Genomic DNA, 22,802 nt, shown 5'->3' with positions numbered 1-22,802 from the left:
GGAATATTCATGAGATTTCCCACGCTTGCAGCAACGACGCTTGCCGCTTCCTTTCTACTTAGCGGACAGGCCCGGTCGCAATTTGTCGTCATCGACCCGGCGGTAGTAACACAAGCGGGCTTAACAGCGGTTTCCACCGCGCAGATCCTGATAAAGTCAGCCCAGACGCTCGCTTCCACGATGGAAATGGTGGAGATACTAAGTTCGTCATTCGGTGTCACGGGGCTGCTAAGTTCACTGAACCAAGGAAATCACTACCCGTCGGGCAATCAGCTTGAGAGGCAGATGTTTGAGGGTCAGGCGCCAACTTCGATTAAAGCGCGTGCAATTGCGGACAACCCAAACCGGAAAGTCGACGGCACGGATTCGGAAGCGAAACTGTTACAGGGACAAATCGCTGGTGCCATCAATGCCGCAGCTCTTGCAGCCGACACTCTGGGCGTAATGGACAAGCGCCTTAAGGCCAATGACAACACGCTTGGTCAGCTTTCCCGCTCGGGAAATATTGTGCAGGCCACCGTCACCAACGGTCTGGTCCTCAAGCAGATTCATGATGCGATTATCCAAAATGTCCAGGCCACGAGTCTGCTGACGATGGCCACTGCACAAGCGAGCCTTCACGCCGCAGAGGAGGCCGCGATGCAGCGTCGCGAACGCCAGGACACCGCCAGAATGTTTGAGTAGCGACGCTTAGTTCATCCGGCTCATCTGCGCTGATCAGGGGCAAATAAGGTTCACGCAATGGTTTTCAGAATTCCTGCGCCATTCACGGCCATACACGCGATCTTTCATGGGGCCTTTACGGTGGGGCTGCACAAAGTGATTGGAAACGTCCAAGAGGCGGTCAGTGCGCCTCTGGTTGCGTGCGTCACGCTCTGGATCATAATCCAAGGCTTTCTGGTCATGCGCGGTCAAGTCGACGCGCGCGGAGGTATCTCGCGCGTAGTCACGGTATCGATTGTCGTCGCCCTCATCTTAGGGCAGGCCAACTATCAGCTGTACATTGAATCGGTCTTCGACGACACGATTCCAAAGCTTGCCCACCAGATCAGCGGAAGCACCTTGCCCTTCATCGGTATCCCCCAGAAGCTCGACGTAATGTTCGCTGCAAGTCAGAGTGCCTTTCAGCGGATTGCTTCCGAAATTGGGCCAATGAATCAGCAGGACATACTTGCCTTCCAGGGAGCGCAATGGATTTTGTACGGCTCGCTCTGGACAGCGTTCGAGATCTATGATGCCGTTGGAATTCTGACGAAGGTGCTCCTGGCGATCGGCCCCCTCGTTCTTGTAGGCTATCTTTTTGATCACACTCGAGACATGGCTACCAGATGGATCGGCCAACTGCTCTCATACGGGCTGCTGCTTGTCCTCCTCAACATCGTTGCAACGATAGTTATCGCGGCCGAATCAGTCGCGCTGGGAGTCATGCTTGCGGTGATCAAATACAAGGGTACGACAGCAGCCAAGATCATCGGGCTTTACGAGCTCGATATGCTTTTCCTAGCTGGTGACGCTTTGATCGTCGCGCTTCCGACGATCGCCAGCAGCATAGCCGGCGGTTCTTGGGCAGGTGCGAACCAATCTCTTAGCAGCCTCAATCGCCGCATTGCCAAAACGGCAGGTGGTTAATCAATCGACAAGCGCGGTACCTCAACATGAAATACTATCTACTTTTGTCAATACTGGCTTTGGCGGCCTGCAAGACAACCGATAAGCTTGCGACCTGCACGGGTTCGCCATTCCAACTGAACGTGGGACAATGGGAAACCTCCCCTGAAGATCTTCAAGTCGAATGTGCGAAAGAGCCCAAGTGAAATTTCCTGAACATGCCCTTCTGGTGGAGAGAGAAACGCTAGCCGCCCACTATAAGAAGGTGGAAGCGTTTCAAACTTCACGAGCGAAGTCTGCGCGGCGCCTGTCAAAGGCCCTCATAGCCTTTGCGGCAGCGGCGGTCCTAGGAAATGTTGCGCAGGCATTTACCATCGCTGCCATGGTCCCGTTGGCCAAGCTCGTACCTGTGTTCCTCTGGGTACGCCCGGATGGAACAGTTGACAGCGAAGTGTCAGTCTCTCGACTGCCGGCAACCCAAGAGCGAGCCGTCATAAATGCTTCGCTGTGGGAATATGTACGCCTACGCGAGAGCTACACAGCCGATTCCGCCCAATACGGCTATGACCTCGTATCCAGTTTCAGCGCACCGGCTGTGCGGCAGCAATATCAAGATTTCTTCAATTATCCGAATCCCACCTCGCCGCAAGTCACAGTCGGCAAGCTCGGCAAGCTCGAAGTCGGGCATATTTCCTCAAACGACATCAGTCCGGACGTTCAACAGATCCGATACAAACGCACCCTTTCCATCGATGGGCAGATGCCGCTGGTGACCACCTGGACAGCAACCATCCGCTACGAGCGCCTGACAGATCTGCCTGCCCAATCAAGGCTCACCAATCCGGGAGGTCTACTCGTCACTTCCTATCAAACCTCGGAAGATAGCGTGTCGAACCTGGGTGACGTGCAGCCATGACAAAAAGAGCGTTTCTCGCCCTGGCCTGTTCACTACTCTTAACGCTGGAGGCTTCCGCGGAAGACACCCCGCTTGCCGGCAAGCATGATGCGCGGATGCGCTACTTGGCTTACCGTCCCGACGAAGTGGTGCGCCTGTCGACCGCGGTGGGGGCAACGCTGGTCGTCACATTCGCGGCCAACGAGACCGTCGCAGCCGTGGCCGTTTCCAATAGCAAAGACTTGGCTGCGCTCCCACGCGCCAACTACCTGTTCTTTAAGGCCAGCCGGATCCTGCCGCCGCAGCCGGTCGTCGTTCTGGCCGACAGTGAGTCCGGTACCCGCAGATATGTCTTCAGCATTTCAACGAGAGCGATGCCAAAACTAGATGAGCAGCAACCTGACTTATACTACAGTGTGCAGTTCACTTATCCCGGTGATGAGGCCGCTGCTTTGAGACAGGCAGCAGAAAAGCGCTCGATTCTTGGTCAGGCCCGGGCAAAGGTGCTGCAGGAACAGAGGGTTCAGGATTTGTTGAATCGGCCCGGTACAACTGCCAGTTCCGACGAAAGCAATTTTCACTACGTCGCAAAGGGCGATCGATCGCTGGCGCCGCTGCAGGTTTTCGACAATGGCTTTACCACCGTATTTGGCTTCGCAAGCAATTCCCGTATACCCTCCCTCTACATTATCAATCCCGACGGCAAGGAAGCCGCTGCCAACTTCACAGTCAAAGGCGACTATGTTGAAGTATCCGCAGTCGCCCGGGAATGGCGTCTGAGAGATGGCAATACGGTATTGTCGATTTTCAACAGGGCATATGATCCTGTTGGACAAGCGCCGGGGACCGGTACAGTGAGACCCGACGTGTGGCGCGTTTTGAAAGGCTCGGGCCGATGAATGAAACCGGCCCACAGTCGGGACACGATGTAAATGCATCCGGATCGTTGGTCTCGGAGCCGGCCCGCCGGCATGTTTCGGGATCACAGAAATTGGCCGTCGCCGGTCTTGTTCTCATCTCATCTCTGTCGCTCATCTGGCTCGGAAGTCGTCCCAGCACACAAGACGAACCATCTCAGCCAAACCCGCCAATTTCCCCGAACGCCGAGCCGTTCCGCCCCGTGCCTATTGAGCTTGCTCCCGAACCTCCAGCACCCGCAAAGGCGGCGCAGGCGGCAGATCCTGCGCCATCCACGCCGCAACCCGCGGCAGCTGAACCGCCGCCCGAGGAGTCACCAATTTTCGCCTACAGCAGCAGCAGTCAAAAGCCCGACGTGGCTCAGCGGAGCGAAGACGACCACAAGGATGCTCCCGCGACCGCGGATGAGATTTCGATCGGTGGCGACCTGTCGGGCCGATTGAAGCCAGACATACAGGAGCCGAGCCGGGCCACACTTTTGCCGCACCCTGATCTCGTGATTACTCAGGGAACGATCATTCCTTGCCTTTTGCAAACGGCAGTCGACACAAATTTACCCGGTTATGTGAAGTGCGTCTTACCTAAAGACGTCCGCGGCGCCACCAACAATGTCGTGCTCTTGGATCGTGGGACGACCGTGATTGGCGAGATCCAGCATGGTCTCGAACAGGGGGATGCGCGTGTCTTCGTGCTGTGGACGCGCATCGAAACACCTGACCATGCCCTCGTTTCGATAGCATCGCCGGGCGCTGACGAGCTCGGCCGCTCCGGAGTGCCTGGCACGGTGGATAATCACTTCCGGGAACGCTTTGGCGGAGCAATGCTGATGAGCGTCCTTCAAGGCGCGTTCCAGGCGGCCGGTCAATACGCGGCGAGCTCTGGCGGAGGAAGCGGCATCAACAGCTTCCAGAGCAATGGCGGACAAGCCGTCGAGACGACACTGAGAGCGACGGTCAACATCCCGCCAACCCTGAAGAAAAACCAGGGAGATGCTGTATCCATCTTTGTGGCTCGCGACCTCGATTTCTCGGATGTATACGGTCTCACGGCAACCGTCGTGGCGCCAGCCCCCCAACATCGCCAACGCCGGAGAGACAACAATGCGATCGGAGGCTGACCCTCAATTGCGTTTGCTTCTCGACCCCGTTCTGAAATGGCTTGAGGAGCCGAGGACCGAAGAGGTCGCTATCAACCGGCCTGGGGAAGCGTTTGTGCGACAAGCCGGCGTCTTCACGAAACATCCGCTACCACTAGGTTATAACGATCTGGAGGACATCGCGATTCTCGCTGGAGCGCTGCGCAAGCAAGATGTCGGACCGCAAAGCCCCCTCTGTGCGACTGAGCTGCCGAACGGAGAGCGGCTGCAGATCTGTTTGCCGCCCGCTGTTCCCTCAGGAACAGTAAGCCTGACGATACGGCGTCCTTCAAGTCGTGTGACCGAACTGAAGGAAGTTTCTTCTCGCTACGAATACTCACGCTGGAATCAATGGCGGTCACGAAAACAGCGCCAAGAGCGGCAGGACCAAACTATTCTTCAGCAATACGACGATGGTGACTTGGAGAAGTTTTTGCAAGCGTGTGTTTCGGGACGGCTCACGATGCTGCTTTGCGGACCTACTGGAAGCGGCAAAACGACAATGAGCAAGACTTTGATCAACGCTATACCCCCGCAAGAGAGACTGATAAGTATCGAGGACACGCTGGAGCTTGTAATCCCGCACGAGAACCATGTCCGGTTACTCTATCCGAAGGACCGAGCAGGCGTAGGTGCGGTGACAGCCGAGCAACTGCTGCAAGCGAGCTTGCGCATGCGCCCTGACCGAATATTGCTCGGCGAGATGCGCGATGATGCTGCATGGGCCTACCTTAGCGAAGTCGTCTCCGGCCATGCGGGATCAATATCAACGATCCATGGGGCTGATCCGGTCCAGGGCTTCAAAAAGCTCTTTTCCCTCGTCAAGAGCAGCCCGCAAGGAGCCGCTGTGGAAGATCGAACGCTTCTTGACATGCTGTCGGCTGCCGTTGACGTCATTGTGCCGTTCCACACCCAAGGTGACCTGTACGAGGTGGGAGAGGTATGGCTCGCCGCCGATGCCCGGCGACGGGGAGAGACAGTAGCCGACCTCCTTAACAAGCACTAAGGCTAGAACAACGTCTCGGGATCGATAAGTCCATTATGATGCGACGCGTCGTTTTGTTCTGCTTCGATGTCTTTTGCCAGGCCTTCTCACACTTGCATAGAATGAGCGAGTCGGCGGCATCACGCCATCATCATTATACGAATCGCATGCTCTATTGTCCTGGACGAGACCGGTCTCGCTAGCCGAAGGACGAAGGCCTGATTGTCAGATGTGACCGGCGTGGGGTCGATGTCACCGATGACTATGAAAGGCACCGTCATGATGGCCGGGCATACGGACTCTGCCCGTCCTCGCTCGAGGAAAGGCGTCTTCGCCAAAATCAGCAGGTCAGCTGCCTTCCCGCTCTCGATCCAGCCGCAAAGACTTTCGAAGGTCGCGAAGCCGATCGGCTCATAACCCAGCGCGGCGATATTGTCCTTGTGAATCTCCAACTCTGCTGGATCGGGCTCCACGACTGCAATGATTCCGCCGTTGGCCGGTGATCCGCTGTATGGGCCGAAAGTGACGTCAGCGCTGACTGGCTCCTCCTCGGAGGCTGGCAAGTAGATATCAAAGCGCGTACCTCGGCCAACAACCGAGGTGACGTCTAGGTATCCTGCGAGCGCGCTCACGTGCCTGTCAACTGCAGCAAGACCTAGCCCGGTCCCGCCGACGAGAGAGCGCGTGGTAAAAAAGGGCTCAAAGACATGCGGAAGTATCGAACTTGCGATTCCTGGGCCATCGTCGCTGATGGAGAGGAGAACGTAATCTCCAGGTCTCAAGGTGCCCTGAGCCAGCGGCTTGGTTTGGCACACCTGGGCGCGAGAAACGCTAACCTCGACGCGGCCCTCGTTCAAGACAGCCTCCGACGCGTTCTTGCACAGGTTCATGAGAATCTGCTGCATCTCGGTTGGGCTGCCCTCGACCACCGTTTGCCACTCGTTGATCTTGAAGTTCAACTGAACACCCGCACGAACTGTAACCCGCAGCAATGGCGCAAGATCCATGACAATTTCGGAGACGTTGAAAGGCACTGCAACGCGCTTGCGGTTTCGGCTGAGTGACAAGATCTGGTCAACGATCAGCTTGGCGCGGTGTCCAGCTAAGATGATTTGGTCGATGTGGTTCCGTATTCTGGAGGGGCGACGCACCAGACCTTGGGCAATTTCTGAATATCCGATTATTGCGCCTAAAATATTGTTGAACTCATGTGTGGCGCCGCTTGCGATCGTGCCGACGGTCCTCAGCCTTTCCACCTGCTCCCATCGACTCACCAGAAGGTCGCGTTCGGCATTTACACGTTGCATTTCAAGATGGTTGCTCAAACGCACAATGGCACTGGCAAGAACCCACAGGTCGCCTGCTGAGGGGAGTGAGCGATCTCGTTCAAAAACAAGGATGCAAACCACAGCCTGCTGATCGGAGGCCCTGCAAGCAACAATTTGACAAACACCGGAAGTGTCTAGGGCGGTGCGAACCATTTCCGCCGCCGGAACGACGCGAAACACTGGCCGTCCGGCGCGGACAAGTGAAACGACTTCATCAAGAAGCGCGACGTTCCAGACACGCATGCACGTGTTCGTCACAAAGCACTCGGTATGCCTGCTGAGACTCGGATCCACCTGAGCAAGCGCGCAGTGATCCGCGTCGAAAGCGCGTTGAACAAGTCTAAGCGCTGCTTCCGTTGAAAAGCGCGGCGACCCGTTCTTTGCTTTACTTTCGTTGAAGCGAGCTTCGATCTCACGCATTGCCTCTTCAAGCTCCAGCCGCCTTTCCAACCGGTTCGTCCGCACATGCAGCCTGAAGGCCCGAATGATCGCAAACAAGCAGAGGCATATGGACACCGAGCCAAAGAAAAGTCGTGTGCGCTGCGCTTGCGCGCTGGCCAAGCTGTAGTCTTTCAGATATTCGCGCTCCAGTTCGGCGGCCTTGGCGAACGTGTTAAAGGATGCGATCCGATCGGCTGCGCGGTCCACTCTCGACAACGCGGACAGGATAGCGCGGCCGTTGCGGACAACATCGTGGGTGGCTTGGTCCTGGCTCGGAGGAAGTCGGCTGAGAGACTGATCGATCTGTGATGCGAGGCTGAATCCCGGTAGTCTGGCCGAAAACTGAAGGATCAAATTGGAGAGTTCAAGCCTGTTGGACGGCGCCCCCTCAAGGCGATTAACCGAGCGAGCAAACCGTACGAGAGAGCTTTGCAGAAGCTCATTTTGCGCAGCCGCTGCCGAGATGGCAGCCTCCGTGTTCTCGACGGACTTTTTGAGCTGTGCAAGCAACCTGGAGTGCGCTCCGGAGCTCTCATCGGGCGAAATCTCGGCAAGGCGTTGCAAGTTTGTAACGTTCCTTTGCAATGCTTGGAGGGTAGAATCAACGGGGCGGAAGTCCAATACCATGTCGGTTCGAGCGCGGGCGACATCGCGCTGGAGCAATGCGTAGTTGATCTGAATCGTTCGCAGTTCACTTAGGACCGCCTCGTCGACCTGTGGGTCCTGCCTCTGTATCCCGAACAAGAGCGCAAACGAGGCCGCCAGGGCGATTACAAAAACGTTGTCGGTACTGAGCCTTTTTTCACAACGAAACGGCGTTTGATGCGCGGTGCGCGCCTTGCGAAAGTCCGATCTGAATTCTAGCTCCTCATTGCTTCGGTGTGCGGCCGGATGCTGCTGGAACAGGAAAACCATGTGTACCTCTCCCCTCATAAAGACGGCTTAGACACCGTCGCACTTTGCCCCCGTGGCCCCGCTGACCCTCCGTTGAATTTCGCGGCGATTAGACTTCGACCGTTCTCCGAACTCTGGCCACTCGCGAGCTCGACGCGAACGTGGAAACTGAAGGCACGGCGTTACGGCACGTGAGAAACTGGGCTATCCGTGAATGCTGATTTGATAGTTGTTGAGAAGGGAAGGCACCAATGCCAGGCTGACACCGCGTGACGGATTCAATCGAGATTTGCCTGTTTTCGCGCGGCGAGTCGAACCACGCCGATGTTGAAGGTACCGTTGAGTCTCGTCATAATGACGGCAGGAACCGAATACTCGTGAGCCTTCGTTGCGTCAGTCCGCTCAAGCCATCACGCACGCGGCAGAGCTAACTTCCGGCAAGAGTTTCATAGCTGGGCCAACAAATTGCGCTCTATGCCTGACCAGAGTAAGCAGGACGTACGTACGATCGGCATGATCCCCGAGGAGCGTTCGCACTTCATCTCTTATCCGGTGAAGGATAGCCCATTGAGCAGCTCACCATCGGTTATGAGATCGAGGCGACACACAAGGCGGGCAACCGGTCGCAGTATTCGGAACTGTCTTCCGAGAGATCATGGAGGGACAGACAAGCCGCACGCTGCAGCAGCCTGGGGATGACACCGGTCGGCCAGCCATTATGCCGCTAACCCGCTTGCGATCTCTGTGCATTGTATCTCCTGCGTGCAGCCCCTGCATTAAGCCAGCGTCGACGACCAGAGCCCATGTTCCACCAAACAAGGGTTAGCTTTCAAGAAGCTGATTGAACAAATTGATTGTTTGGATCGCACGCATCCGAACAATGGATGCAGCTAAATGCAGCGGCGGTTTTCGTTAGATGCGAGCGAGCGTCTCTTGGCAAGAACCACCGCGGGGCGCGGGCGAGGTGAGGGGCTGCACGCCAAGCGCGTCGGGACGGTCATCGAGGATCTGCGTGCGGGTTTGCAGCAGAAGATGTGCGCCGATCCTGCTCCACTGCATCTGCCGCTTGTTGGCGACCCGCTTGGAACGGCGTTGACGGTGGCCTTGACGAGGGCCGAAGAGATGCGATCTCCGGACCGCTAACGCTCGCCGTAATTAATCAGGCTGGCACTGTCGGAGGCGATGTAGGCCTGGTGAACTCGCCGATGGCGGTCAGGAACTTGCGCATGTTCGGCTAGCCTGTTTCGAGACCTTCCGCGTCGAATTGCAGGTCGGCGATTTCGTGACGGGCCCGATAGACGTCAACATGCCAGAGATGCCATTTGATCCTGCGCAGAGTTTCGAGCAGGTCCTGTCCGGTCTGCTCGTCCTGGTTTTCGAGCCCTTGCACGAACTGCCGAAGGACCCTGATGCGCACGGTGATATGGAACCAGTCGGCGATTCTTCCCCACCGTCGGTGATGAGGGTGATATCCTGATTGGCTTGGACGGGCTGCTTCTTGAGATGGTCGAGAATGCGCCGTTGCGGCTCGCGATCATAGCCATAGACGAAACCGATGTAGCGCGGAGCACCCTCTTCAGGCAGCGAGCGGCCTACGATCAGCTCGAAATTCTACTTCCGGTCGTTTGGTCGCGGATGAAAGTTCGATGCGGCTGCAGAACGCGTTTGCGATGGCCGCCCATCTTCCCGGCGCTACCGGAGCACGATAACGTTGCGACCATTTCACCACCGAAGAGACCGCAAAGCCAAAGCGCGACCAACCCGATCCAATTCTGCGCCGCCTAACTTCCATCTCGAACGGTGCGCGGAACGCCCGCGCGCCGGGTGCCTAACTAGCAGTGGCACTGGGCATGCCCTGTGCTCGGCTATTCGAGCTTCTCCAATGCCTGCCTAATGTCATCTCCGGCGTCCTCCGGCAACGGCAAAATAGGGCGCGGTGGCTGGACGTGCGCCAGACCGAGGTAGTCGGCGATGACGAACATAACGCGGAAGCTGCCGTAGTGTTTGAACAAGGTCCAGAGCGGCCCGAAAGCGCGGTTCAACCGACTGGACTCCACCGCGTCGCCGGACTGCGCTGCACGCGTCAGCGCAAGCGCCGGGACCGGCAGCAGACCTGCCGCAACGCTGTACCAGGTGTCACATCCGGCAAGCAGGGCATCCGCCGCGCCCCAATCGCCGCTGTATCCGATTGTGAACGTGTCAGGCGTCATCGACCGCAAACGTGCCAGTTCCCCCGCGTAATCGTCATTTGCCGCCAGAGGCATTTTCACCGCGACGATGTTGGACACCTCCGACAGCCGGGCGATCAATGCGTCGCTGAATGTGAAGCGCGTGGTGCTTGGATTGTTATATATGCACAAAGGCAATTCCCCCGCCTCGGCCACCGCGACGAAGTGCTGGAAGACTTCGTCCTCGTTCAGGGGAACGTAGGACATGGGTGCCAGGAGCAGGCCGTCAGCGCCAGCGGATTTGGCATCGCGCGCCAAAGCCTGAGCTTCATCGGTACGCAATGCACCCACACCCACGACAAGAGGCGTTTTGCCGCCGATGCATTCCACGGCAGCCTGAACGGCACGCTTGCGTTCTTCCCTGGTGAGGTAAGCATAACCGCCCGTGCTCCCCAGAAGGCCGATGGAGTCCGCTCCGGCGCGTTGAATACGCTCGAGAAAACGAGCCAGACCCTCGGTGTCGACATGCCCTTCCGCATCGGTTGGCGTAAGGGGGAACGCCGACAGGCCGCGAAACAAAGTCATCATCCATTCCTTTCGAAACTACATACGGGAAAGCAGCATACGCAGCCCGGCGAACGCGAAGAACATCGCCAACAGACTTTCGATCCAGCGGCGGCAGCGGCGATATAGAGCCACCATAGGCGGTGTGGAGAAGACAATGGCGTAGCCGCAGAATATCGTGACACTTAGGATGGCGCAGCCACCCAATATCGCCGCGATGCTTTGCCACGATGAATTCGGGCCGATCCCCAGCGTGACGAGCGCGATCCATGCCAGCACGGATTTTGGGTTCGCCAAATGCATCAAGAGGCCCTTCCTATAGAGCTCACCCCGCGAAAGAGCGACTTGGTCGGTCGATGCGCGCACCGCCAGCTTCTCGTCCGACGTAAGCGCCGACCGTCCCGCCCTGAAGGCGAGGAATAGCAGGTAAAGCCCCCCGAAAACCTGCAGAACGAGCAGTGCCTGGGCGTACCTGGCCAACAGGGCGGAGATGCCGGTGGAGGCCATAAAACCCCAAAAGATCGAGCCACTGACGACGCCGGAGGCAAGCATGAGCGCAGCACCTCTGCCGCGCGCCATCGCAACCCCCATAATGCGCATGTTGCTCGGGCCGGGGCTCCCCGCGGCAATGACATATGCAGCAAAGACGATGAGCAACTGATGGAGATCGACATTCATTCTCTCAGCCCTTGATAATCTCGATCGGATCGATCGCGCCGGATGCCCCGGGCGGCCAGCGATCCGCTCGCTCGACCGGAAACCTCATCCGGCGATGGCAATTTCTTGGCTCGCGATTTTGCAGCCAGGCATCAAGGCATTCAGCCCTCCGACCATGGCATCCGTCGCCTCTGCCAATGCATCGTCCGGCATGGTCTCCAACGCCTCCAGTACGAACCACATCCGGCCTGTTAGGGTCTTCAGGCGGGTTCGAGTGCCCTGTCGCCAGTTCCAGCGTCGGCAGGTGACGCCAATGTCGTCGCGCCAGATGACCTCACCGGGCAAGGGAGGATCGTTGACCGCCTCTCCATTCATCATGGTGTCGAACGTCTCACTCCCGTCAGCGATCGTCAGGTGGGGTCTTCCGACATAGGCGTCAAAATTCTCTCCACCCACCGGGACTGCGTATTTCAGGCTGATGGCGTTGTAGAGATCGACGATCGGGTTGATCGTCGAAAGAGTGCCGTCTTTCAGAACCCGCTTTCTGAGGGCCTGGGCTGAGCACGGCGTACGGTTAGGCTTCGCGCCAAAGACGACGTAGGCGTCGGACCAACTCGCCAGATGAGCTTCTGCCCAAGCCGGGCCATCCGCCAACGCGCAATCGCAGGCTTCACCAAGCAATCGGGGATCGAAACGTCCTTCTCCAGCTGAAGTGGCATCGACGTAGACGCTCACGGCTCTAAATCCCGATGCAATATTCTTAATTCGACCGTCGATGATGGGACCCTCAAACATCCAGGCAACTCCATCAGTTCGAGCGCAAGCAATCCATGACCGGCGCGACCAGTCACGATCGCTTCCCTGACTGCAAGCCAATATTGCAGTTCACTGGTCCAAACTAAACTGCCACTTTTGGAGATTTTAATTGGTCCAGTATAAGGAGGGTTCTCGCAGCACGGGAGCGACGCGTCGAATTTATCAATCCCTGATCAAGCAGATCCAGGCCGGAGTGTACGGGTGTCGGTGACGCCACCCAGTTCTCCGCAAGCAAGCGGCCCACAAGTTCCCATGATCCGGTCATGCTGTTGTGAACCCTAGGGCATTATCGTGATGCCAGCGCCACCATGGTGGCGTCGTACTGTTTGAAACCCCCCGATTGTTACCGCGGTTTTGCTTGACGCGCGCGATGACCTTAGCTGAGGCCTAGGATGAAGCGCCGATTGGAGGGACGGATCGACCGCGCGTTAGATGCGTAAAGCGTCGTAAACCGCTTGATGTCTGCGGTGTCGACCTCGACCGGTTCCATTGCAACCATCCACTCCACGTTTTCGGTGCAGGGCGGAGTCGTTAATGATCCCTCATAGGTCCAGTAGCCGAGCGAGGCTGGCAAAAGCCCGTTGGGATCGAACTCGTCAACTGCCATCTCCTCGCCGGGCCGGGCCGGAAAGACCTTGGCGAGACCGGCAAAGCTGATATTTGTCGCGCCAGGCGTAAGAAGGGCGCTCAGCACACCCAGAGTATCGCTCTTTGTGTCTTTATGGACAAAATGCGCTTCCATCGGGAAGCTCATGCCCGCCACGTGATGCTCGCTCGGCGCGTGGAAATGCAACTGTGCCAGTTGGTAGACGCGATCCCCGCGGGTCAAGGTGCTGCCTTCCGGCATGTTGATTTGAATGGTGTGGCCGTTGTTCACCATCCTGCCGCCGCCCTTGAGCCAACTGATGTCGATGCGCGGTATATCCGCCTTTACCGTGCCGGCGATGTCGATGGGTGACTGCTGCCTGCCCGCCGAACAGGCGAAATTTCTCGTGTCCAGATCGGCCCAATGCTCCGGCCCGACCGAGCCGCCATATCCCCAATGGGCGCTGGCCGCACGCGCGGTCTGGGCGCAGATCGGGCACACGCCCAGCGCGATGAATGCTCTAATCAGGTTACGACGATGCATATTGCCTCGCTCCTTGATGCGAACCTTATGTCCTTGCTTCCAATTGGTGCAGTCAAGGCACAGCCGCAAGGGCGGGCGTAGGTTGAGCCGCGCCACCAGCGTACACGCCAGCCAGTCCTCGTCGAACTGGTAAACTGGAAGAAGCGTCGCCGCCGGCGATCGTTGGAGGCTACGCTCGCCGGTCCGTGGAAATGGCTGGCGACGTGGCTCAGATTCACCGTGCCGCCGCTGATCAGGCCAACAACCAGCACAGCCGGCGTCGCCGGTCCGGCTGTTACTCGGCGGTATGTGGCGCGTAACGTTGAAGCGGGAATGTCGGGCAGGCAGTGCATTGCAAAGGATCCCCTCTTTGGCGAGACGAATTCCTCCATTCCAACTGATTCCCGACCTCTCGGCCACCCACTGTGTAGCCTGCCCGCCACGCTCTCCAAGACCATAAAGGCATGGATAAAACGCGCGAATACGCCTTGGAAAGCAGGTCTCAAAGGGCAAGGGGGCCTTCCATCTGGAAAATGCCAAGCAAAGCTCGCGTTCGGACGATCCATGCGGTTGCCAGGCTGGCTGCCTCCGGTCAGGCGAGATCCGGATCCTTCCGCGAGGATAGCTGTAAACGTCCACAGGCTGCATCGCTGTGCGCTTTGCCCTTCGATGGCGGGAACACAACCCGCACGGAGGCGACGAATGATTCAGCTGATCACACCTGGCCTCTACAGCGAATTCGCAGGCGAGCTCAAAGAGATGCACGGGCTCAGATATCGGGTTTTCAAGGAGAGGCTCGATTGGGAAGTTCAGACCGGAGGCGAAATGGAAACAGACACCTTTGACGACTTGAAGCCTGTCTATCTGCTGCTCAAGGGATCCGATTGGCGAATTCGTGGCTGCGTGCGCCTCTTGCCAACCACTGGGCCGACCATGTTGCGCGACACATTCCCGGCGCTGCTGGGTGAAGCTGTGGCGCCCGCGAGTCCCGACATATGGGAAAGCAGCCGTTTCGCGCTCGATTTGCCCCCATCAACGCCCAAGGCGGCAGGCGGCCTTGCCCAAGCAACCTACGAGCTCTTCGCCGGCATGATCGAATTCGGCTTGGCTAACAATCTCACCCGGATCGTGACGGTGACCGATACGCGTATGGAACGGATCCTTCGCCTCGCAACGTGGCCATTGTCGCGTATCGGAAAGCCGCAGCCCGTCGGCAAAACGGAGGCGGTGGCCGGGTTTCTCGAGATCTCTCACGCCAGCCTGTTGCGCATCCGCTGGAGGGGACGTCTGAATGGGCCGGTACTGTGGCGACCGATTCTCGGCCTGCCGCACGGCCCATGCGGATAGCTAAGACGTGGTGCGTGGCCCCAGGGATCGGAAGAGGGTTTGCTTCTCGTCGCCGAAAGGAGTCATTGCGTCCGGCCTGGAGAAGCAAACCGAGGAATGATGCATGAAGCAGCGTCCGCACAATTGAACGGCGAGATCAAAGAGTGCGCTGGGACTACCCATTCGCACTCGGCCCAAGTATTCCCCGTCTCCTCCGGCCGGCTTGCATGCTATTAACGCAGGTGAGGGCGCCGGCCATGATATGCGCAGCCCGTTGAAGGCGGAAGCGTACGCCCCGGTTCACATCACCCGCATTGGACTGAGGTTTAGTTCATCCATGGCGTGGATGATGGCTATCCCAACAATCAATTTTACCGAACTGACTGGATTCCATTAGAAGAATCTAACTGAGCGCATGCCGGGCGGCGTCCCTCGTCTGCGTCGGCTAAGGCTGCCGGGAAGAATTCGGAGAAGAACATGTGCGGAATTGTTGGCATCGTTGGGCAACAGCCGGTGTCGGAACGCCTGGTCGACGCATTGAAGCGTCTGGAATACCGCGGCTATGACTCGGCCGGCATTGCGACGATCACCGAGGGCACCTTGCACCGCCGGCGCGCGGAGGGCAAGCTCGTCAATCTCGAGAGGAGGCTCAAGGAAGAGCCGCTGGGTGGTACCATCGGCATCGCCCACACCCGCTGGGCAACCCATGGGCCACCGACGGAACGCAATGCACACCCGCACTTCACGGATGGTGTGGCCGTCGTCCATAACGGCATCATCGAGAATTTCGCCGAACTGAAGGACGAATTGGCGGCGACGGGAGCCGAGTTCCAGACCGACACCGACACTGAGGTCCTTGCGCATCTCTTGGCAAGGCACCGCCGGGAGGGCATGAGGCGTGGTGAGGCGGTGCATGCCATGCTGAAAAGCGTCAGGGGTGCCTACGCGCTTGCCATCCTCTTTGAGGATGATCCGTCGACCATCATTGCGGCGCGCAATGGACCACCGCTGGCGATCGGTCACGGCGACGGCGAGATGTTCCTGGGCTCCGACGCGATCGCGCTTGCTCCATTCACGAATGAAATCACCTATCTCATTGACGGTGACTGGGCCGTTGTCGGCAGGACGGGCGCTGATATCTTTGATTACGACGGCCACCCCGTCGCGCGTCCGCGCCAGACCTCCGTGGCCGTGGCCACTCTGGCCAACAAGGGCAGCCATCGCCACTTCATGGAGAAGGAAATCCTCGAGCAGCCCGAGGTCATCGCCGATGCGCTCGGTCATTATATCAATTTCATCGAAAATGGTGCCGATGCGGTTTTTGGCATCGACTTCGCCAAGATCCCGAGCTTGGCGATCTCTGCCTGCGGCACCGCATATCTCGCCGGGCTGATCGGAAAATACTGGTTCGAGCGCTATGCGCGCCTGCCGGTCGAAATAGATGTTGCATCCGAATTCCGCTATCGCGAGATTCCGTTGTCGCCGCAGTCTGCGGCTCTGTTCATTTCACAGTCGGGCGAAACCGCCGATACGCTGGCATCGCTGAGGTACTGCAAGCAGCTTGGGCTGAAAATTGGCGCTGTCGTCAATGCGCGCGAATCGACCATCGCTCGGGAGGCCGATGTGGTCTTTCCGATCCTTGCCGGCCCAGAGATCGGCGTCGCCTCCACCAAGGCCTTCACCTGCCAGCTAGCCGCTCTTGCCGCACTCGCCATCCACGCAGCCAAGGCCCGCGGAACCGTGACCGAAGATGAGGTGCAGGCGCTCGTCGAGAGCCTCACCGAAATGCCGCGCCTCATGAGGCAGGTACTGGACAGCATCCAGCCGGAGATTGAGCTTCTGTCGCGCGAACTGTCAAAGTGTCATCATGTCCTTTATCTCGGCCGTGGCACAAATTTCCCACTGGCGATGGAGGGTGCGCTGAAGCTCAAGGAGATCTCCTACATCCACGCCGAAGGCTATGCGGCGGGTGAATTGAAGCACGGTCCTATCGCATTGATAGACGAGAACATGCCAGTGATCGTCATCGCGCCATATGATCGCTTTTTCGACAAGACCGTCTCCAACATGCAGGAAGTGGCCGCCCGCGGAGGGCGCATTATCCTTATCACCGATGGAAAAGGGGCATCCGCATCGAAACTCGATACGATGCACACGATCGTGCTGCCGGCCACCGACGAGATTATCGCGCCGATGATCTTCTCGCTGCCGATACAGCTTCTTGCGTACCACACGGCGCTCTTCATGGGCACAGATCTCGACCAGCCACGCAACCTGGCAAAATCAGTCACCGTCGAATGATGTTACGCCTTCATTAGTCGCAACGCTCGCCCATTCGGAAAAAACTCCAAGCACTTCAACCGGCGCTCAAGCGCGCCGCTACCGCCTTGCCGTTATTTGCTGGAGCATGCCGTTTAGCGACGATTGGTTATCCCTTTGGCCTCCCCTCACACTGCTTGGCTGTGCCTACGGGCAAACCCGGTCGAGAAAAGCATCGAATACGCAGCAATAGCGCTAACCACAAAGCGATCCTCCTGCCGCATGCGGATAAAACCCTTCGCTGTCCACTACTTCGTCCTCGCTCGATGATTGCGGCTCGCCGCGGTCTTCGTCGGTGAGACGGTTGCCCTTTGACTTTGCCAGGCGGCCAGCTGCGATGTGCGGGCTGTAGGAATCCCGTGTAACCTCGTTCTAGATCTAACGCTCACCGATAGGCCCGGCCAGTCGCAAGAGGACCGGGCGATGATCGGACACTTCCAGGAACCGCTCGATGGTTCGGTCGAGCGCGAGGATCATGAAATAGATTGGGCGAGATAAAGACATGGTCGATCAGCGACTTGAAGGGCGCCTTGACGCAGGTGATTTGCTTGTCCGAAGCATCCTGCGCGGCGAGCGCGGTCAGGCCGGCGGCGGTCAGCGCGGTCTCCGGAAGCCAAGGTTGCATTGAGTCGCCGCCGATTCAGTCGTTATCGAAGCTGGGATACTGGGCGAGTTCGGCGATTGCTTCGGCGATCACGCGCCCACCAATCTGCCGGCGGCCTCCACCGTGTCGCCGGACTGCGCCGCACGCGTCAGCGCAAGCGCCGGGACCGCCAGCAAACCTGCCGCAACGCTTTACCAGCTGTCACTCCCGGCAAGCGGGGCATCGGCGGCGCCCTAATCGCAGCTGTATCCGATTGCAAACGTGTCAGGGCTTATCTGCCGCAGGCGTGGCAGGTCCCCCGCATAATCGTCATTCGCCGCCTGAGGCCACCGAGATGAAGCTCTTCCTCCCGTTAGAATGAACGTTCGAAACGGAGGATGCCGCCGACACTGCTCTTTTTGTTGGCATTAGCCCAGCTAATGGAAGGGTCGACCTTGCCGACGGCGAAGTCGCCGTAGCGGTCGTAGTCGAGTTCGGCTGTAATTGTGAAATCTGCAAGAAACGCATAGGCAACGTTTGCAGCGACACCATAGTTCCTGAGATGATCACCTGAGAGCTGAAGATTCAACGAAGTTGTCTCATTGAGCTTGTAAGTGGCGCCGGCCCAGAAAGCCCAGTTACCGCCCCAACTTTTGTAGAACCCGCGACCATGAGCGTCGATTGCGTTAGTGACGTCATCGTTGAGCTTGCCGCTGGAGCCGTAGCCGAACATTCCGAATAGCGAGAGTTGGTCGGTAACATCGACGTCGATGCGGACCTTGCCGGCGACCGATTCGTAGTTGCTATCATAAGCGACAACGCCGGTGATCGCGCCCCAGTGTTGTGTGTATTTCACTCCGCCGACTAGGTGCGGAACGTAGCTGTCGATGGTGCCGACCAGGCCCGAGCCTTCTTCGAGTGAAACCACAGCCGAAAAGCCGTTACCGGCGTCAAAGTAGTACTGAACCACATTAGTATCGAAGGCGCCGTACGGGATAAGCATCTGATTGAGCACGTCGCCCGCGTAGCCAATAAACATGTCGAAGGCGGACCAGTCCTTGCCAACTCGGAGGCCACCAAGCTGAACCCAGGCGAAAGTCAACGTGATGCCTTGGCTGAAGGCATAGTATCGAGGACTGTCCGAACCGGAATAGGCGGTGTGCTTGCCGTAGGTCATGCGGGTCTCGATGTAGGTCTGCAATGTACCGAGTTCGGTCTCTTGCCCTGTCCAAGTTTTGAATGTGAAGCGCGTGTGGTTTTGCCATATGCCCTGGGCCTCGCCAGTCTTCACATCCGTGGTTCTGGCTTGGTCATACGATACGACATCGCCGAGGCCGATGTCGTAACGGACATAGCCGCCGATGCGCAGGCAGGTCTCGGTGCCGGGGATGTAGTAGTAACCAGCGCCGTAAACGTCGCAGATCTTGACGTATTCAACGGGCTCAGGCTCGGCCAGGACGATGGCGTCGGCGGCTCGGGCACAGGAAACGGCGATCAGGGCCGCAGCTGAGCCGAGCAGGAGGCTCCTGATGTTCATTCTTGATCTCCGTTCAAATATTGAAGAAGGGGACGTCAACGAACGAGCCAGCCCTTCCTGTCCCCAGAATCGAAAACGATTCACATCGCGCTGCGCCTATCGCAGTGTGACACGCGGATCATAATAATTATTCAACAACAGGGGCGATGAAGCTGAAATCATACTTCCACACGATAAGTTGTTGTTCTCATATCACCTGCTTGAAATGCCCGGGGAGGAATCAAACACTTCCGATTCGATCGCCATGATTATCTCCGATAGCTGCGGGCGTACCGTCACAACGGCTTCGAAAATCACCCCGCAAGTGACGTGCCAACCTCACGACCAAGCTACGATTGACACTCAAGTTTGCCGTCGGACCTTGGTTTGCGTTTCCTTTTTTGCTCTGAGGGTCAAGCTGAGCACGAAAAGCAAATGTTCGGACATGGTTCGTCTGTTCGCTTCGCGACAGTATCGTTCAATGGCGATATCTTTTGTTTGTTTTGAGCCTCGACATTGTTGACATCATGCGAGTGCACCGCTCGGTACGTCAGCCGAGATGCCCCACTGATGCCGACATGCCTAGGCGTAAGCGTCCTCGTTAGGGCGAAGGGCCAACCTCGGCGGTGGCGAGGTGCACCAGCTTTCCAGCTAGTCCGGACAAAGTGGTTCGGAAAGGCGGGAAGGTCGAGACGAGCCGTTGTAAGCCCCTCTCTGAATCGGAAGCCGTGCATGGGCCATTTTTGTTTTTACGGAAGCACATGCGAATTCGCTCGATTGTCAGTTGCGAGCGATGCTTGAGTTGCGCTTTACTCCGGCGCTTTGCCGGGCCACAGGAGCGCGATTTGTCGGTGATCATGCGCCTGGCGTAGCGCTACTTTCTAAATTGGTTCATCAGGCTTGCAGCCTTGGCAGGGGCGGACCTGGACGGTCTCCTCGAGCACAATTCCCGCTCTGACAGACGGTGCGCCACAGGCAAAGCCTCGTGCCGGCAATTAATACGACGAACTCATCGAGATGCCAGGTATCGCTACGTGACGCCGTCTTACGCACCAGCCGGCGAGCAAAAGTCTGGTCCCAACGCCGAATCGACTGGTCGGATGGGGCATGCTGCGTTCCATCGGACGCTGAAGGGAGGGGATAGGATAGGATAGTAGCACCAAACGGTGTGCGGGAAAGTCTCGACGGGAAACCCATGGCGCTTGTCGCTGACCAGCGCGTGCTCATACCATCGCTGTCCAGCCAAGGCTGAATGGAGCTATCGCTGCGAAATAATCGGGCCCAAAGCGGACCGGACTGATATAGCGCAAAGACACAGGAGAGCGCAGTGGTAAGGATGGAAGGCAACAACATGGGACGGTAACTGTTGCAGACCACAAAACATCGCGAAGCCCGCCTGCCTTGGTACACCATCTATCCGACTGTCGCGGAGTTCTCTGGGGCGGTCGGCGCCGACGCTTATGAGGAATGGCTCAGGAACCTACCGGCTAACGATCCGGCGTCACTCTACTTGCACGTTCCGTTCTGCCGATCAAAGTGCTGGTATTGCGGCTTCCCCACCACCATCACCCGCCATGATGCGCCGATCGTTAATTATCTGGCGGCGCTGCGTGACGAGATACGTTTGGTCTCGGAGCACGCGCCGCAGGCGCTGCCCGTGAGCGATGTGCATTTCGGCGGCGGAACGCCAACTCTCATGGGGCCAGTTGAGTTCCTCGCCCTGACGGAATTCCTGCGCCGCCACTTTGCGCTTGCGGAAACAGCTACGATCGCCGTCGAGATCGATCCACGCACGTTCACGGCCGATATGGCCGAAGCCTTGCAAGCAGCCGGCGTGAACCGCGCGAGCCTCGGCGTGCAGAGCTTCGATCCCATTGTTCAAAAAGCGATCAACCGGGTCCAGAGTGAGGCGCAGACGGCGGCTGCCGTCGAAATGCTGCGTCGGCATGGAGTGACAAGCATCAACTTCGACCTCATCTTTGGTCTCCCGCATCAAACGGTGCAGTCTTGCGTCGAGACCACGAGGGCGGCGGTCGCCATGCGCCCCAACCGGCTTGCGGTGTTCGGCTACTCGCACATTCCGTCCTTTATTAAGAATCAGCGCCTCATCCAGGAGGCATCGCTTCCGGGCAGCGCTGCCCGCGCCGAACAGGATGCGGCCATTGCCGTGACGCTGATTGCCGCCGGCTACCGAGAGATCGGGCTCGACCATTTCGCCTTGCCGGACGACGATCTCGCGCTGGCACAGAAAACCGGTCGCCTGCGGCGCAACTCGCTGGGCTACTCGGCCGACACCTGCAAAACCCTGATCGGTTTCGGCGCGTCGGCTATCGGGCGTGTCGGCGAGGGCTACGTCCAGAACGAGGTTACACGGGATTCCTACTGCCGGCACATCGCAGCTGGCCGTCTGGCGACGTCAAAGGGCTACCGTCTCACCGAGGAAGACCGCGCGCGAGCCGCAATCATCGAGCGACTAATGTGCGATCTCGAGGCCGATGTGCCGGCAATCTGTGCCGCCCACGGATCTGATCCGATCCATTTTCTCGATTCAGCCGAACGCTTGGCGATGCTTGCCAAGGACGGGATTGTGGACATCGAAAAGGGTTTTGTCCGCGTACGGCGGCAGCATCGCTTTGCGATGCGCGTTGTCGCTGCCGCATTCGACGCTTTTCTCGACCGGGTTGCCCGCTGAGTCAGCCAAATAAGTGTGAGGAGGCCAAGGCGACGCCGAAGCGAAATTTGACGCCCATGCGGTTTCCTTTCTTCGAGGTCACGATTTCACAGCCTTCGCCGGCGTAGCAGGCCTCAAGCGGCTTCCCGCCCTCGAAGAAAGCCACGAACGATCAGTCGCCGACACCTGTGAACAAGCCGTGTGCGACATTGCAATCATCCATTTATTGGCTCAACTGCCCACATGGCCGTGAATGAACTGGATTTGTTGGTTTTCCAGATGGCAGTGGAAAGCGTCCGCTCACTCTGCTTGAGCTTCAATGACAAAGCGGCGGAGATAGCCGCGAGGAGCCGCGGAAACCTGCTTTTCGATGTGCGGATCGATGATGACGCCGAGGTCCAACGGCTCGCAGCCATCCGATATCGAGGCGGGCAGATTGGTGTGCTGGCGTTGGACAGACAAGGCCTTATTAGCCGCTACTGCGTCGTCGACGATACCTTCTCCCGCTTCATTGCACCGTTGGAGAATTGGACCAGCATGCCGGTGTCAATGCAGGCCAAAATCGATGTCACTCACCATGCCGGCCTCTTCCTAGGCGCGTTGCGAAATGCCGGTCATATGCTTGGCAACTAGGGCTGGCGGAACGCATCTGTGGATCTTTGCATCCGCCTGGGCGTTTGAGCCGGCGGCTCATCGAGGTTCTGCAGCGCGCGGATGTGCCACGGCCGGGGTGATAGCCGCCTCTGCCCAACAGATCGCCGGCGAGGGCTTGTCGGACAATGAATGTCGTCAATTCACCGTCCGAGAAATGGTGTCTGGCTCACAAGAAGCACAGCGAATTGAGACTGAAACGCAGTCCAGCTGGGAAAC

17 protein-coding genes and 1 pseudogene are annotated in these 22,802 nt (G+C 58.1%); 11 read left to right on the top strand and 7 right to left on the bottom strand.

All coding sequences use genetic code 11. From position 1 onward, the window contains the following. Nucleotides 1–9 precede the first annotated feature (9 nt). The 7 genes from C1D09_RS27975 to virB11 are packed head-to-tail and all read left to right on the top strand — an operon-like array spanning nucleotide 10 to nucleotide 5,562. Nucleotides 10–684: a TrbJ/VirB5 family protein gene (locus C1D09_RS27975; protein ID WP_027056321.1), complete on the top strand. Its 675-nt coding sequence runs from the start codon at nucleotides 10–12 to the stop codon at nucleotides 682–684. 57 nt (nucleotides 685–741) lie between these two features. Beyond that, nucleotides 742–1,629 (top strand): type IV secretion system protein, encoded by an 888-nt coding sequence (locus tag C1D09_RS27970; RefSeq protein WP_027056320.1) that lies wholly within the window; start codon nucleotides 742–744, stop codon nucleotides 1,627–1,629. 26 nt (nucleotides 1,630–1,655) lie between these two features. Next, nucleotides 1,656–1,814 (top strand): type IV secretion system lipoprotein VirB7, encoded by a 159-nt coding sequence (locus tag C1D09_RS27965; protein ID WP_080680416.1) that lies wholly within the window; start codon nucleotides 1,656–1,658, stop codon nucleotides 1,812–1,814. Further along, the gene (locus C1D09_RS27960) at nucleotides 1,811–2,524 is read left to right on the top strand and encodes a type IV secretion system protein VirB8 (RefSeq protein ID WP_027033433.1); all 714 of its coding nucleotides are present in this window, start codon (nucleotides 1,811–1,813) and stop codon (nucleotides 2,522–2,524) included. Before C1D09_RS27965 ends, C1D09_RS27960 begins: the two co-directional genes overlap by 4 nt. Then, nucleotides 2,521–3,402, top strand: coding sequence for a TrbG/VirB9 family P-type conjugative transfer protein (locus C1D09_RS27955; protein WP_027056319.1), 882 nt, complete (start codon nucleotides 2,521–2,523; stop codon nucleotides 3,400–3,402). The genes C1D09_RS27960 and C1D09_RS27955 overlap by 4 nt, the downstream gene beginning before the upstream one ends. After that, nucleotides 3,399–4,538 (top strand): type IV secretion system protein VirB10, encoded by a 1,140-nt coding sequence (gene virB10 / locus C1D09_RS27950; protein ID WP_027056318.1) that lies wholly within the window; start codon nucleotides 3,399–3,401, stop codon nucleotides 4,536–4,538. The genes C1D09_RS27955 and virB10 overlap by 4 nt, the downstream gene beginning before the upstream one ends. Further along, a complete protein-coding gene (virB11, locus tag C1D09_RS27945) occupies nucleotides 4,522–5,562 on the top strand; it encodes a P-type DNA transfer ATPase VirB11 (protein WP_027056317.1) in 1,041 nt (346 codons plus the stop codon). The genes virB10 and virB11 overlap by 17 nt, the downstream gene beginning before the upstream one ends. A 119-nt stretch (nucleotides 5,563–5,681) precedes the next feature. Here virB11 and C1D09_RS27940 read toward each other — a convergent pair whose 3' ends face one another. The 6 genes and pseudogenes from C1D09_RS27940 to C1D09_RS27910 form a co-directional block, all read right to left on the bottom strand. Then, the gene (locus C1D09_RS27940) at nucleotides 5,682–8,225 is read right to left on the bottom strand and encodes a two-component system VirA-like sensor kinase (protein WP_143977248.1); all 2,544 of its coding nucleotides are present in this window, start codon (nucleotides 8,223–8,225) and stop codon (nucleotides 5,682–5,684) included. Nucleotides 8,226–9,203: 978 nt separating this feature from the next. Beyond that, nucleotides 9,204–9,815, bottom strand: a pseudogene (locus C1D09_RS27935) (ISKra4 family transposase); the annotation flags it as partial. A 254-nt stretch (nucleotides 9,816–10,069) separates the two neighbouring features. After that, nucleotides 10,070–10,957: a dihydrodipicolinate synthase family protein gene (locus C1D09_RS27925; RefSeq protein ID WP_027056313.1), complete on the bottom strand. Its 888-nt coding sequence runs from the start codon at nucleotides 10,955–10,957 to the stop codon at nucleotides 10,070–10,072. Between the two features lie 18 nt (nucleotides 10,958–10,975). Continuing rightward, on the bottom strand, nucleotides 10,976–11,614 hold the full coding sequence (locus tag C1D09_RS27920; RefSeq protein ID WP_027056312.1) for a LysE family translocator: 639 nt from the start codon (nucleotides 11,612–11,614) through the stop codon (nucleotides 10,976–10,978). A gap of 84 nt (nucleotides 11,615–11,698) precedes the next feature. Further along, nucleotides 11,699–12,388 carry a B3/B4 domain-containing protein gene (locus C1D09_RS27915; protein ID WP_097572440.1) on the bottom strand — a complete coding sequence of 230 codons (690 nt, stop codon included), beginning with the start codon at nucleotides 12,386–12,388 and terminating at the stop codon, nucleotides 11,699–11,701. A 397-nt stretch (nucleotides 12,389–12,785) separates the two neighbouring features. Then, a complete protein-coding gene (locus tag C1D09_RS27910) occupies nucleotides 12,786–13,538 on the bottom strand; it encodes a carbonic anhydrase (RefSeq protein WP_027056310.1) in 753 nt (250 codons plus the stop codon). A 681-nt stretch (nucleotides 13,539–14,219) separates the two neighbouring features. On the opposite strand from C1D09_RS27910, the gene C1D09_RS27905 reads away from it, so the two are divergent. Both C1D09_RS27905 and glmS read left to right on the top strand, forming a co-directional pair. Beyond that, nucleotides 14,220–14,864 (top strand): acyl-homoserine-lactone synthase, encoded by a 645-nt coding sequence (locus C1D09_RS27905; RefSeq protein WP_006329186.1) that lies wholly within the window; start codon nucleotides 14,220–14,222, stop codon nucleotides 14,862–14,864. A gap of 456 nt (nucleotides 14,865–15,320) precedes the next feature. Further along, a complete protein-coding gene (gene glmS, locus C1D09_RS27900; RefSeq protein ID WP_143977247.1) occupies nucleotides 15,321–17,144 on the top strand; it encodes a glutamine--fructose-6-phosphate transaminase (isomerizing) in 1,824 nt (607 codons plus the stop codon). Between the two features lie 974 nt (nucleotides 17,145–18,118). Here glmS and C1D09_RS27885 read toward each other — a convergent pair. After that, the gene (locus C1D09_RS27885; RefSeq protein ID WP_167514784.1) at nucleotides 18,119–19,282 is read right to left on the bottom strand and encodes a porin; all 1,164 of its coding nucleotides are present in this window, start codon (nucleotides 19,280–19,282) and stop codon (nucleotides 18,119–18,121) included. A 1,345-nt stretch (nucleotides 19,283–20,627) separates the two neighbouring features. Between C1D09_RS27885 and hemN the strand changes: the two genes are divergently transcribed. Further along, the gene (hemN, locus tag C1D09_RS27880) at nucleotides 20,628–21,953 is read left to right on the top strand and encodes an oxygen-independent coproporphyrinogen III oxidase (RefSeq protein WP_143977246.1); all 1,326 of its coding nucleotides are present in this window, start codon (nucleotides 20,628–20,630) and stop codon (nucleotides 21,951–21,953) included. A gap of 222 nt (nucleotides 21,954–22,175) precedes the next feature. Continuing rightward, on the top strand, nucleotides 22,176–22,565 hold the full coding sequence (locus tag C1D09_RS27875; protein ID WP_027056303.1) for a hypothetical protein: 390 nt from the start codon (nucleotides 22,176–22,178) through the stop codon (nucleotides 22,563–22,565). Nucleotides 22,566–22,802: the final 237 nt, after the last annotated feature.

The sequence above is a fragment of the Mesorhizobium intechi genome (assembly GCF_002879535.1).
Classification (GTDB): Bacteria; Pseudomonadota; Alphaproteobacteria; order Rhizobiales; family Rhizobiaceae; genus Mesorhizobium; species Mesorhizobium intechi.
This window is presented reverse-complemented; position numbering and strand designations above follow the sequence as displayed.